This is a genomic window from Clostridium minihomine (assembly GCF_900240385.1).
GTDB lineage: Bacteria > Bacillota > Clostridia > Oscillospirales > Acutalibacteraceae > Faecalispora > Faecalispora minihomine.
On record NZ_OEQH01000003.1, the window covers coordinates 41,821 to 54,804 of the forward strand.

Genomic DNA, 12,984 nt, shown 5'->3' on the forward strand with positions numbered 1-12,984 from the left:
CTGTTCAATGCATTGGAATCGCCTGTCAAGGATGTGAAAGTCTGATAAAGGGCAGGATAAGATTATGCTGAAACTTTTGGCAGTGTTACGGTAAAACAGGCCCCTTGCCCGGGGATGCTGTCTACGGCTATCTGCCCATGATTCAGCTCTAAAATTTTCTTAACAAGGGATAATCCGAGTCCGTTGCCTTCCGTGGACCTGGATGGATCTCCCTGATAAAATTCGTCAAACAGATATTGTTTTTCTTCTTCACTGATTCCGGGTCCGGTGTCGGAAACAGACATCATTGTCACATCTTCATCACTGGTAAGCGACACGGAAATGCTTCCCCCCTTAGGGGTGAATTTTATCGCATTCCCCAGCAGATTCAGCCAGACATGCTGAAGCATTTCTTCGTTCGCCGTCACTTCTGTTTGTTTTAGATGGATGATAAGCTCCAACTGTTTTTTTGAAATTTGCGGATCCAGAAGAAGAATGGATTTTCGAATCTGCTCGTCTAATGAAAACGTAGTTTTTTCAGGAGCTCTATAGGTGTTTTCTAATTTTGACAAAAGCAGAATATTACCAGACAGCTGGGCCAGCCTTTCTGTTTCAGATATGATGATATCCAGATACTCTTTTTGCTGCTCTTCTGTTAAATCGTTTTTTTTCAGACGTCGTGCAAACCCGCGAATGGATGCCACCGGTGTTTTGAATTCATGAGAAATATTGCTGACGAAATCATCGCGAAGCTTTTCTATACTAGAGAGTTCTTTGGCCATTTCATTAAAGCTTTTTGCAAGGCAATTTATTTCTCGAAGGCCTTTGGTTTCCACTTGTACATCAAAATTGCCAGAGGCTATTTCCACGGTGGCATCACTTAATGCACGAAGAGGGCGCAGAAAATAATCCCCCCCAATTACGGCCATAATCGTACCGATTAATAGGCTGACAATCAGTATGAAAATTAAAACCGTCGGGTACTTATGGGCCGATAGGGAAGGCAGGATATTTAGATTGATCAGAAAATAGGAAATTGCCCCGGATATGGTAATGCTGATAAACAAAATGACAAACACAAACAGCACAAGGAAAATAAGGGCTGAAAACTTTCGAACGATATGGGTTTTCTTGTGTTTACTGTTCATCGTTTTTCACCGCCTTATATCCCAAACCACGAACTGTTATAATATCAAATTCCGGCCATGCACCAAATCGTTCCCGAAGCCTGCCTATGTGCACGCTGACCGTGTGCTCGCCAGTTTGTGAATCATAGCCCCATATTTCATCCATTAACTGTAGGCGGGTGAAAATCGTATTGGGGTAACTTAACAGCTTATATAGAAGCATGAACTCTTTTTGAGGAAGGGTAACCCGTTCGGTTCCACGGCTTACGGTCAGTGAGTCATAGTTTAAAGTCACATTGCCAATGGTTATCTTTCTTTCACTGACTATTTTGGCGCGGCGCAAAAGCGCTTTTACCCGAAGAATCAATTCTTCTTCATCAACGGGTTTGACTAAATAATCATCTGTTCCTACGATAAAACCCTTGCGTTTATCTTTGATGGTATCTTTCGCTGTTACCATCAGAATCGGAAAGTCGTAGCCGGTATCTCTTAGCTGCTCCGTTAAGGAATATCCATCCATACCGGGCATCATAATATCGGTTATCATTAAATCGATGTGTTCCTGGTCTAATATAGAAAGAGCTTCTTGTGCGTTTTTTGCTAAAATGGGGACAAAATGCTGCTCGGTCAAAATCGCTTCCATTAATTTGCCTGCGTTGATATCGTCTTCCACCACAAGGATTTTAAACATTCGTGATTTCCCCCTCGTATCGTTGGCTTTTGTTTCATTATAATATCCTAATTTAAACTGAACTTCAACTAATATGATTTTGTTGTTGAAACTTCGTTTATGATATTGTTGCATAAGCGTTTAGCAAGTGGACTATCACCTTGGAATCGTAAAGTATGGCGGAAAGAAAAGCAGAACAGAAGAAGCCTTTTAAACGAATGACAATTTTACTGGGCGGGAACCACACAGAGTGGATGCAGGAACGGCAGCGGTTCTGCGGGGAAGAGTTCCTCAATACTTCTTTCTGGTAAATATTTTGAAAAAACAGAAAGAAACTTCAACTGAATTTCAACAAAATAGAGATATGCGTTGAACTTTAATTTATGTTAGAAGTGTAAGATGATTATATCATAAATAAAACAGCGAAACTGTTTTTGCGGCTCAGCCGCTCTTGTGCGCTACCGCGAGCGATGTTTTCATAATTTTTTCGGCATCGAACGTTTTGCTGATACCCTGAGGTGATTTCTATTATTCTTTTATCTGTTTTGGAATTTTCTGAATGGGGAGTGTCAAAGTGTAAAAGAAGTGCTGCCAGTGGCAGTGATGACCTGTTTGGACGCTTAGGTTACTTTATATGACGGCAGTGGATAGATGAATATAACGTTTAACTGGAGGGATTTTTTGTGAGAAAATTATTGAGTTCAACAAAATGGTTTATGCTTCTTTCGGGCATACCGATTGTGATTCTGGGCGTTACAATGCTGTTTACCCCATTAAAGAACTTAATTGCGCTTGCGATTTTTATAGGGGTATCTATGCTGATCTCAGGAATCTCTGAAATTTTTGCTTTTTGCGGTGAGGAAAAATATTTTCGCTCTAGCTGGATGTTAATCGGGGGTATCTTGACAACGCTGTTTGGTATTTGGACAATTTTTGGGCGAGGAAGTGCTGTGTTAGCGGCAATTATGCCATTTGTTTTTGCTGTGTGGGTGATGTCTTCCGGGGTAACCAGAATTGTCGGAGCCATTTCTTTAAGGTCGCAAGGGTACGGACAATGGGGTTGGATTCTGACTTTTGGCATCATTGGAACGGCTTTGGGGTTTATGCTATTGTTTTCACCGCTTCTGTCTTCCATAATCGTGGCTTATGCCATTGCTGCCATGTTGATTGTACACGGCTTAAACAATATCATGATTTTCTTCTGTATCAAAAATATAGGGGGTTGGGTACGAAAACAGATTGAATGGTAAAAGGGATCAAAAAAGTTGAGTTTTTTAGGGAAAGGGTTCCTGCTCAATCAAGAAAGGAAACGGATATATGCAGAAATGGTATGAAAAAGATACTCAAACAATATTGAATGAAATGAAAGTTGATCCTGAGATAGGCCTTACACAGGCTCAAGTCAATCAATTGCAGATCGATTATGGAAAGAACATGTTTGCATCCCGCAAGAAAACCAGCCTGATTAGAAGAATTGTCCATCAGCTAAAGGATGTATCCATTATTGTTCTTCTCGTCGCAACAGTGCTTTCATTTCTGCTTGCGCTAAAGCATGGTTCAGGATTGATTGAGCCAATGGTGATTCTTGCAGTCGTAATAATTAACGTCGTTCTGGCAATTACCCAAGAGGGCAAGGCAGAAAAGGCATTAGAAGCGTTGGCCAATATCAACGCGCCAAGCTGTATTGTGCTGCGCGAAGGCACAAGAAAGAGCATTGATACAGCGGAACTTGTGCCGGGTGACATCATTATTTTAGAGACGGGAAGCGTGGTTCCTACGGATGCAAGGCTTTTAAAATCTGTGGGATTATATTCCGATGAATCGGCTTTAACAGGGGAAAGTGAGCCGGCAGAAAAAGATGCATCCGTAATATTAACCGGGGATGTTGTGGTCGGTGATCAGCAAAATATGGTGTTTAGCGGTTGTGTAGTAACCGGAGGCCATGGGGTTGCCGTTGTGACAGAAACGGGTATGAATACACAAATGGGTCAGATTGCTGCGTATCTTGATGACAATAAACCGGTAAAAACACCGCTGCAAATCAGGCTGGATAAATTGGGGAAAATGATAAGCTGGATCGCAATTGCTTCTGCCTTTTTTCTGTTGGCTATCGGCCTGCGGGGCGGCACCGATTTTGGAAGCATGATTTTAATTGCTATCTCTCTTGCCGTGGCAGCAGTACCCGAAACTCTTTCACTGATTGTTACGCTGTCTCTAACCAATGGCGTTCAGAAAATGGTAGCAAAAAATGCTTTGATTCGGAAATTGCCGGCGGTGGAGACACTGGGCAGTACTTCTGTGATCTGCTCGGATAAAACAGGAACGTTGACCCAAAATCAAATGACGGTAAAACGCTTATGGCGTGACGGAGAGGATTCGTTTTATGCGGATGATACGTTTTCAGAGAAGCAGATACAATTTTTGATGCTGCTGGCTATGGCAAGCAACGCCACAGTGGAAACGGATGAGCAGGGCACGGAACACTATCTTGGCAATGCGACAGAAGTAGGAATCATGCGGCTTTTACATCAAAAGGGATTTCGCAAAGACGTAGCAGATCAGAAGTATTCCAAGGCAGTTGAAATTCCCTTTTCTTCAGAGCGTAAGCGAATGACAGTGGCATTAAAAGATAAGCAGGGCGGCTATATGGTTCTGACAAAAGGTGCTTTGGATCGGCTGCCGCTTCAAAATATACCCAAAGAAAAGCAAAATGAGATACAGTGCATACATGATGATTTTGCAGCACAGGCACTGCGGGTTATCGCTATCGCGTATAAACATATTGACAGCTTGCCTGACGCTGACCATTTAGAGGAACTTGAGAGCGACATGACATTCATGGGGTTAATCGGGTTGATTGATCCGCCGCGTCCTGAGGCAGCAGAAGCGATTCAACGGGCGAAAACGGCCGGAATCCGCACGATTATGATCACCGGTGACCACGCGGCAACCGCCGGGGCCATTGCAAAGGAAATAGGAATCCTGACCGAAGGGCAAAAGGTTTTGACAGGCACCCAGCTGGCTCAAATGTCTGAGCGGGAACTGCATGATACGGTAAGAAGCTACTCGGTTTATGCAAGGGTATCGCCGGAAGATAAAATCAGAATTGTGAAGGCATGGCAGGCAAACGGCGAAGTTGTAGCCATGACAGGCGACGGTGTCAATGATGCGCCGGCCTTGAATGTAGCAGACGTAGGGGTTGCAATGGGGAAAACCGGAACCGAAGTTGCACAGAATGCTTCTGATATGATTCTGACCGATGACAACTTTGCTACGATTGTTGACGCGGTCAGTGAAGGCCGAAATGTTTATGAAAACATTAAAAAAACTATCTATTTTTTGCTGGTATGCAATCTCAGTGAAATTGTGATTATGCTGTTTGCACAAATAGCCGGATGGGGAATTCTGTTGACCCCGGTTATGCTTCTTCTTATCAACCTGCTGGGTGACGGAATTCCCGGTTTGCAGCTGCCGAAAGAAGTTTCGACAGAAGATATTATGAAAAGAAAACCCATCAGCAGGGAAGAAAGCTTTTTTGACAGTGAAATGATGCGCTTAATCTTGAGGCAGACGGTGATTTGTTCTATTGCATCGCTGTTGGCTTACTATCTTGGGGCATTTGTTTTGATTTCAAATGAATTGCTGCCTTCTGCTGCAATTGGTCAAACCATGGCTTTCCTTACAGTGGGGTGGACTTCCATTCTTCACATTTTTCATGTGCGAACCAAGAAGTCTGTTTTCAAAACCCCCATACACAATAATAAAGCGCTGGCAGTCAGTGCAGCTCTTATGATCTTGGTTTTAGCCCTGTTGACCATTGCACCGGTAAATCAAATTTTTGGGTTGTCATCTCTCAGCATTCTTCATTGGACAATTGTAATTGCAGTATCTTTGATTCCTACAACGGTGCGAGAGCTTGGGCGAATAGTGGATAATCGGCCGAGTGTTATTGAACGTCGCCGGAAGCAAAAGGCTTTGTTAAAGGCAAAAACCAATCGAAAAGTATTCGAGAAATAAGAGTCAGTCCATTTTCGGAAAGAAAGTACACTTGACAATGGATTGGTATCACAAGAGAAATAGATTCAGATAAAAAAAGGAAGCAAGTGGTTTAAACCACTTGCTTCCTTTTTTCATTCTTTCGCCATTTCGTAACGATTCGTTTGATTTTTATAAGAGCGATAAGCTTTTTATTGGTTTTAACTGAGGGTTTGTTGTAAATAAACACAAAAATAATAAACTTTATAAAAAATAGTTGACATATTTACGTTATTGGATTAATCTGTTAACAGGTTCAATCAATTAACTGCGTGTACACACTCTAAAGCGAGAAGAGGTAGGCAAACAAAAATGAGAGGCACAATTGGAAAAAACAATAGTGATTTGCCCGAAATGAATCGCTCTGCTGTTGTGAAAATATTACAGCAGCAAGAGGTGTGTTCCAGGGCAGATATTGCCAGACAAACAGGGCTTACCCAAGCGGCCATTACCAAGATAGTTGCTTCAATGATGGAAATGGGAATTGTATCCGAAGCGGGTATTATAACGGGCTGCGATAACCGGAGATCCATAGGGTTAAGGCTGAATGCCGGCAAACATCAAATCATTGGGGTAAAGTTTGCAAGACAGATGTTCGCAGTAGGTGTGTTTGATATTTCAGGCAAAATATACACCCAAACCGAAACAAAGTATTCTCTGGAAGAAAATCCTCAAAAAGTGTTATCTGCCATGAAAAAGCAGATACATGACATGCTGAAGAAATATGAAAATGTAGTATCTATCGGTCTTGCTGTTCCGGGGCCATATCTGCGCGATGAAGGGCGCATTGCAGTTGTAACTCGCATGACTGCTTGGCACACCATCAATTTTATTGAAGAATTCAAAGAAGAGTTCCACAAGCCTGTTTTTATAGAGCATGATGCGAATGCAGGGGCATTAGCCGAATGGTTGTTTGGTGGGCATGCTCAGTCGGCCAGCACACTGGCTTATTTTCTGGTGGGCGAAGGCGTGGGGGCCGGTATTATTGAGCGTGGCACATTGTTTCGGGGGATGCAGGGTTCTGCCTGTGAAATTGGTCATGTCAGCGTGGATGTCCATGGGCCGCGCTGTGAGTGTGGTAACTATGGATGCCTTGAGATGTATTGTTCGGCTTCCGCTTTATGGAAGAAAGCACAAACACATGTGCCGGAATGCCTTCCCAACGGAACGCTGCAAAGTTGCGATGCCTGCAATGCCGTTTTTCAGGCAGCTTGGGCCGGGCATCAAAAAGCGCTGGATGTGGTGCGAGAAACAGCGGAATACATTGGCTACGGCTGTGTTACTCTAATCAATGCCTATAACCCGGATATTATTATCATTGGCGACGTGATGTCTCAGGGAGGGGATTTGCTGATGCCTACTATTCAAAAAGTGGTGCAGCAGCGTGTGATTCCGGAACTGTATAACCGGGTGCAGATTAAAATATCCACCCTAACGATAGATCCCACTCTTTATGGTGCAGCTGCCACAGCAACGAATAAGGTGCTGCAGCTGCCCAGCAAGTTTTCTTCGGCGGGCAAATGGGGAAGCGGAAAATGATTCCTCCTGAAACAATGAAATATAAAATGCTCTTTTGTGATGGGACGCTGGTGGATTCAGTGCCTCGCATTTCACGGTGACCAAACAGATACAACAGAAAAACCCCATTATTTGCTACAGCGGTGCACTAATGCTGAATTAGTGCGGAATGTGACATTGGATCACGGCCACGAGAGTGTGATTGCGAGGCTTAAACCGTTACAATTTGCAGAGAATTGCATATGATATTTGCTTGCAGAAATGCAAGTGTATGGGGAGTGTGGCTATGGAACATCCTTTAATCCTGCAAATGCAAGGGATTACCAAACTTTTTCCGGGCGTGCGGGCGCTCGACGATGTAACTCTGGAGGTACATAGAGGCGACATTCACGCAATTTGCGGCGAAAATGGCGCAGGAAAATCAACTTTGATGAAGGTTCTTTCCGGTGTTTATCCTCATGGCTCTTATGAAGGCAAGATTGTCTACATGGGCAATGAAATTGCTTTCAAAGATATCAAAGAATCAGAGAATGCCGGAATTGTAATTATTCACCAAGAGCTCACAATGATTCCGGAGTTGTCCATTACCGAAAACATCTTCATGGGAAACGAGATCGTAAAGCATGGGCTGATTGACTGGCATGCTGCAAGAAACCGCACATTAGAACTGCTGGAAAAGGTAGGGCTGGCTGTTGAACCCGACACCTTGATTAAGCACTTGGGCGTAGGCCAGCAGCAATTGGTAGAAATTGCGAAGGCACTTTCTAAAAATGTCAGGCTTCTAATTCTGGATGAGCCGACTTCGGCACTCAATGAAGCCGACTCTGCAAACTTGTTTGAGCTGATGCGCGGATTAAAAAGCCGGGATATCACCTGTATTATGATTTCGCATAAGCTCAATGAGATTGCGGCAATCTCTGATGCGGTTACTGTGATTCGTGACGGCCGAACGGTAGAAACCTATGCAGTGGAAGCGGGGCATGTCGATGAAGACCGCATCATTCGTGCTATGGTAGGGCGTTCCATCGAAAACCGCTACCCCGTTCACGAATCACATCCCGGCGAAGTTATTTTTGAGGTGTCTAACTGGACTGTGGAACACCCCAACCTCAGGGGACATCTGGCATGTAAAAATTCCAGCTTTTTTGTAAGGGCAGGGGAAATTGTTGGCTTTGCCGGCCTTATGGGTGCGGGAAGAACGGAGCTGATGCGCTCTATCTTTGGCCGAAGTTATGGTGTCTGCCTTGGCGGTACGCTCAAGGTTAGGGGCAAAGAGATTCATGTTACTTCGGTTGCCTCTGCGATTCGTCAAGGTATCGCCTATGTACCGGAAGATCGCAAGAACTTAGGTCTTAATCTGTTAGACAGTATCCGCAAAACCATAGTATCGGCCAACCTAAAGGGGATCTTGCAAGGCCGGCTTCTGAATTTGGATAGAGAGTTTCAGGTGGCCGAAGAGTACCGCCGTTCCTTAAATATCAAGACACACAATGTGAACAGCGGTGTGTCTACCTTGTCCGGCGGAAACCAGCAAAAGGTTGTTTTGGGCAAGTGGATGTTTACAGAGCCAGAAATTTTGATTCTTGACGAACCCACCCGCGGCATTGATGTTGGCGCCAAATATGAAATTTACCGGTTGATTCAAGAGCTTGCGGATCAAGGGAAAGCAGTTATCATTGTCTCTTCTGAATTGCCCGAACTGCTTGGAATATCAGACAGAATCTACACTATTTTTGAGGGAAGCATAACGGGCGTGTTAGACAGTGGGGAGGCCAGTCAGGAAAAACTGATGAGAATGATGACCAATACCTCTGAGTCGGAATCCAATGCAGGAAAGGACGAGAAGGCGCTATGAAATATATTCAGAAAGTATTTGGTGGCGGGCTGCGGCAGTACAGCATGATCATTGCCTTAGTGGCGCTCACCATCATCTTTAACATCACCTCGGGGGGAAGAATGATTACCTCCTCTAACTTTCAGAATCTGATATCCGGGAATGCGTATGTGCTGGTGCTGGCTATTGGAATGCTGATGGTGATTGTGATTGGACAAATCGATCTGTCGGTTGGTTCGGTGGCAGGTTTTTCCGGAATGGTGATGGCCCTTACGGCGCGGGATCTTGGATTGCCCTGGTGGGCTGCGGTGCTTCTCAGCCTTGCAATCGGCGCTGCAATTGGTGCTTGGCAGGGTTTCTGGCTGGCGAAGCTCGGAATTCCCGGATTTATTACAACATTGGGCGGCATGATGATTTTTCGCGGTGCTGTTATCTGGATCTCGAAGTCTATTTCGGTGCCGGCACCGCCGCAGCTTAAATTATTTGGTGCCGGATATTTGCCCGACTGGGGGCCGACTTTTACAGGAATGAACAATTCGACGTTGCTTCTGGGAATCATCGCTATTGTCGCCTTTGCCTTTTCTCAATTGCGCAAATACAATCGTGAAGCGCAACAAACTGGTAAAACGGGGGATTTTTGGCCAGTGGCGGTGCGAATTGCCCTAGTCGGCGTGGTTATCGGTTACTTAACATGGATTTTTGGCACCGGACGCCCCGGAACCTCTTTCCCTGTTCCGGGAGTGATTCTTGTGGTTTTAGTGATTATTTATCACACCATAACCCAGCGCACCCGATTTGGCCGTCACATCTATGCTGTTGGCGGCAATAAAAGCGCCGCCGCATTGTCTGGCGTCAATGTTCAAAGAACCTATTTTTTGACCATGCTGAATATGTCTATGCTTGCGGCTTTGGCCGGAATTATGTTTGTGGGCCGCTCCACTGCGGCCGGCCCGTCGGATGGCACCGGATGGGAATTGGATGCCATTGCCTCGGTCTTTATCGGCGGTGCCGCTGTTTCGGGCGGTGTCGGCACGGTTCTTGCCACAATGGTTGGTGGACTGGTGATGGCCGTTCTCAACTCTGGTTTAATGCTTATGGGGGTTGGTGCTGACCGCACCCAGGTGATTAAGGGTCTTGTTCTGCTTGCCGCAGTTGCTTTTGATGTGTTTAATAAGCAGCAAGGCCGCCCATCCATTATCGGAAGACTCTTCCCAACGAAGGAAGGTAACCCCAAAGAAGGTAACCCTGCCGACAGCGGTTCCTGATAGACTGATGGCCGGGCCTTACATATTAGTCGAAAGACTTAAAACAGGAGGTTAAGATGAAAATGAAAAAACGTTTATCTCTGTTCCTCGTGGCATCACTTATTCTGACAATGGTACTGGCAGGTTGCGGCAGCACAACCCCCAATACCAGCACAGCTGCACCCGATGCATCAACCGCTGCGGACGGCGATGGGTTTGCTGCAGACGCAGTGATTGGCGTTGCATTGCCCTGGCTTGGCACTCAAAACTGGGCAGAAGCAGATGAAATGTTCCGAACTCAATTAGAGGCTGCAGGGTTTAAAGCAATTGTGCAGCACGCTGACAACAAGGTTCCTCAGCAGCAACAGCAGATCGAGTCGATGATTCAAAATGGCGCCAAGGTTATCGTTGTCGGCCCTGTCGATGGCTCTCAGCTCGGAGCGGTTCTGGAAGAAGCAGAGGCGGCCGGCATCAAGATTCTCAGCTATGACCGTCTGCTTGAAAACACCACGGGCGTTGATGGTGTAGTACAGTTCGGCAGCATCAAGACCGGCGAACTGCAAGGGCAGGCTTTGCTGGATGGATTAGCTGCTCAGAAGGGCAAAGGACCTTACAACATTGAGCTGTTTGGCGGCGGACCTGCCGACCCCAACGCCCCAAACTTCTTTAAGGGAGCTATGTCTGTTCTTCAGCCCAAGATTGACGACGGTACTTTGGTAGTCGTATCGGGTCAAACCGATTTCACACAGTGTGCCACAATGGATTGGGATAATTCCAAAGCACAGGCCCGTATGGATTCCCTGCTTTCCGGCTTCTATTCCGGCAAGGAAATCCACGGTGTTCTTTCTCCCAATGACGGCATTGCCCGCGCAATCATTACCGCATCTGAGCAAGCCGGCCAGCAGATTCCCGTTGTTTCGGGTCTTGACGCCGAGAACGAGTCGGTTGAGTGGATTTGGTCTGGCAAGCAGTATTCCACTGTAGCAAAACCCACCGACGTTTTGGTCGGCAAAACAATTGATATTATCAAATCACTGCAAGCCGGCAATGGCCTGCCCGAACCTGACACAAGCGTGAACAATGGCAAGAAAGAAGTCGGCATCTATGAGCTTGCTCCAATTATTGTCACCAAGGAAAATGCAAAAGAGGCATTTGCAAGCGATCCCAGCCGCTTGGCGCTCCTTAAATAGAAACTCCTAAAACCCTGTATTCATAAGTAAAAAACTCTTTGAAGATTCTCCTCTTCAGCCATGAACACAGATTCTAAGCTTTTCTCTTGCAAGGGGACGGTGGGGGAGGTTCCTCTGCCGTCCGATTTGCAGCCACAGAAATTGTTGGGGGAATGAAAAACCCATATGAATTTGTAGCGCAAAGGATAGAAGGCGCTGCTTTCTATGCAAAAGTGAACGTACTTGAGAAAGTTTTGAATTATATGAGCCTGATTGAAATTAGGACTTCTTTTATGATAAAATAAAATTAGAATTTTAATCAGTTTGGTAATTCAGAATGTAATAATCATGGCGTTAATTTAGAAATCGGGGGGCAAACCAGCGACGAAATATTCACACGCCACACAAATAAGAAGTAAATGCAGAAGTTTCTATAAAATTTTTTGGGAGTGATTGAATGTTTGATATAGTCGCATTAGGTGAGCTGCTGATTGACTTTACATATCATGGCAGAAGTGAAAATGGCACGCGCTTGTTTGAGCAAAACCCCGGTGGTGCGCCTGCAAATATGCTGTGTGCCGCCTCAAACTTAGGCTTAAACACTGCGTTTATCGGTAAGGTAGGCAAGGATATGCACGGCGATTATCTGTGCAGGGTACTGGAAGAAAAAGGGGTTAACACCGGCGGGCTGATTCGTGCAGAAGATGTGTTTACAACACTTGCATTTGTTGAGCTTTCGGAAACGGGTGAGCGCAATTTTTCGTTTGCACGCAAACCCGGTGCAGACACAACCCTTTGCGCGCATGAGGTGAAGCGTGAACTGACACAGGGGTGTAAGATTTTCCACTTTGGCTCCCTGTCACTCACCAATGAGCCTTCCCGTTCTGCCACAATCGAAGCGGTAAAAGCTGCAAAACAGGCCGGAGCTATCATCTCTTACGACCCCAATTACCGTGCACCGCTTTGGAACAGCAAGGAGGAAGCCGCCAAAAGGATGCAAAGTGTCCTCCATTTTGCTGACATTGTCAAAATAAGCGACGAAGAAATTGAGTTGGTAACAGGGGAATCTTCGCCCGAGGCCGCTGCCGCGCACCTTTTTGAAAAAGGGATTTCTTGTGTGGTGGTTACGCTTGGAAGCAATGGGGCCTATGCCGCGGTGAAAGGTGCATCTGCTCTTGTTCCCGTTCCTGATGTTCCGGTGGTTGACACCACAGGTGCCGGGGATGCTTTCTGGGGTGGTTTCCTGTATCAGCTGGCAGTAAGTGGACTTCGCCCCAATGAACTCGGCGAAGCACAACTATGGGATTTTACCGAATTTGCGAATGCGGTCGCCTCTTTGTGTGTCCAAAAGCGCGGGGGGATACCGGCGATGCCCACAATCAGTATGGTCAAGGATTTTCTTGGCTAA

10 protein-coding genes are annotated in these 12,984 nt (G+C 45.7%); 8 read left to right on the plus strand and 2 right to left on the minus strand.

What is annotated here, in order from left to right; genetic code table 11:
* Positions 1–62: 62 nt before the first annotated feature.
* Together C1A02_RS07180 and C1A02_RS07185 are read right to left on the minus strand one after the other, a co-directional pair.
* Positions 63–1,127 carry a HAMP domain-containing sensor histidine kinase gene (locus C1A02_RS07180; protein WP_101697542.1) on the minus strand — a complete coding sequence of 355 codons (1,065 nt, stop codon included), beginning with the start codon at positions 1,125–1,127 and terminating at the stop codon, positions 63–65.
* A complete protein-coding gene (locus C1A02_RS07185) occupies positions 1,117–1,797 on the minus strand; it encodes a response regulator transcription factor (RefSeq protein WP_101697543.1) in 681 nt (226 codons plus the stop codon). The genes C1A02_RS07180 and C1A02_RS07185 overlap by 11 nt, the downstream gene beginning before the upstream one ends.
* Before the next feature lie 155 nt (positions 1,798–1,952).
* On the opposite strand from C1A02_RS07185, the gene C1A02_RS13845 reads away from it, so the two are divergent.
* From C1A02_RS13845 to C1A02_RS07220, 8 genes are all read left to right on the plus strand, one after another.
* Entirely contained in the window at positions 1,953–2,087 is a 135-nt protein-coding gene (locus C1A02_RS13845) for a hypothetical protein (RefSeq protein WP_279385503.1), read from the plus strand.
* 372 nt (positions 2,088–2,459) lie between these two features.
* On the plus strand, positions 2,460–3,026 hold the full coding sequence (locus C1A02_RS07190) for an HdeD family acid-resistance protein (RefSeq protein WP_101697544.1): 567 nt from the start codon (positions 2,460–2,462) through the stop codon (positions 3,024–3,026).
* Between the two features lie 67 nt (positions 3,027–3,093).
* Complete coding sequence (locus tag C1A02_RS07195) at positions 3,094–5,793, plus strand: cation-translocating P-type ATPase (protein ID WP_101697545.1); 2,700 nt, start codon at positions 3,094–3,096, stop codon at positions 5,791–5,793.
* A gap of 330 nt (positions 5,794–6,123) precedes the next feature.
* Positions 6,124–7,350: an ROK family transcriptional regulator gene (locus C1A02_RS07200; RefSeq protein WP_101697546.1), complete on the plus strand. Its 1,227-nt coding sequence runs from the start codon at positions 6,124–6,126 to the stop codon at positions 7,348–7,350.
* Between the two features lie 265 nt (positions 7,351–7,615).
* Positions 7,616–9,184 (plus strand): ATP-binding cassette domain-containing protein, encoded by a 1,569-nt coding sequence (locus tag C1A02_RS07205; RefSeq protein WP_101697547.1) that lies wholly within the window; start codon positions 7,616–7,618, stop codon positions 9,182–9,184.
* Complete coding sequence (locus tag C1A02_RS07210) at positions 9,181–10,428, plus strand: sugar ABC transporter permease (protein ID WP_101697548.1); 1,248 nt, start codon at positions 9,181–9,183, stop codon at positions 10,426–10,428. The genes C1A02_RS07205 and C1A02_RS07210 overlap by 4 nt, the downstream gene beginning before the upstream one ends.
* A gap of 62 nt (positions 10,429–10,490) precedes the next feature.
* Complete coding sequence (locus C1A02_RS07215; RefSeq protein WP_243577951.1) at positions 10,491–11,597, plus strand: substrate-binding domain-containing protein; 1,107 nt, start codon at positions 10,491–10,493, stop codon at positions 11,595–11,597.
* A gap of 436 nt (positions 11,598–12,033) precedes the next feature.
* Positions 12,034–12,984, plus strand: coding sequence for a carbohydrate kinase family protein (locus tag C1A02_RS07220; protein ID WP_101697550.1), 951 nt, complete (start codon positions 12,034–12,036; stop codon positions 12,982–12,984).

Bases quoted from the DNA above. Each gene is read 5' to 3' on its own strand.
- C1A02_RS07180 (WP_101697542.1), bottom strand. From the start codon at position 1,127: ATGAACAGTAAACACAAGAAAACCCATATCGTTCGAAAGTTTTCAGCC.
- C1A02_RS07185 (WP_101697543.1), bottom strand. From the start codon at position 1,797: ATGTTTAAAATCCTTGTGGTGGAAGACGATATCAACGCAGGCAAATTA.
- C1A02_RS13845 (WP_279385503.1), top strand. From the start codon at position 1,953: ATGGCGGAAAGAAAAGCAGAACAGAAGAAGCCTTTTAAACGAATGACA.
- C1A02_RS07195 (WP_101697545.1), top strand. From the start codon at position 3,094: ATGCAGAAATGGTATGAAAAAGATACTCAAACAATATTGAATGAAATG.
- C1A02_RS07200 (WP_101697546.1), top strand. From the start codon at position 6,124: ATGAGAGGCACAATTGGAAAAAACAATAGTGATTTGCCCGAAATGAAT.
- C1A02_RS07205 (WP_101697547.1), top strand. From the start codon at position 7,616: ATGGAACATCCTTTAATCCTGCAAATGCAAGGGATTACCAAACTTTTT.
- C1A02_RS07210 (WP_101697548.1), top strand. From the start codon at position 9,181: ATGAAATATATTCAGAAAGTATTTGGTGGCGGGCTGCGGCAGTACAGC.
- C1A02_RS07215 (WP_243577951.1), top strand. From the start codon at position 10,491: ATGAAAAAACGTTTATCTCTGTTCCTCGTGGCATCACTTATTCTGACA.
- C1A02_RS07220 (WP_101697550.1), top strand. From the start codon at position 12,034: ATGTTTGATATAGTCGCATTAGGTGAGCTGCTGATTGACTTTACATAT.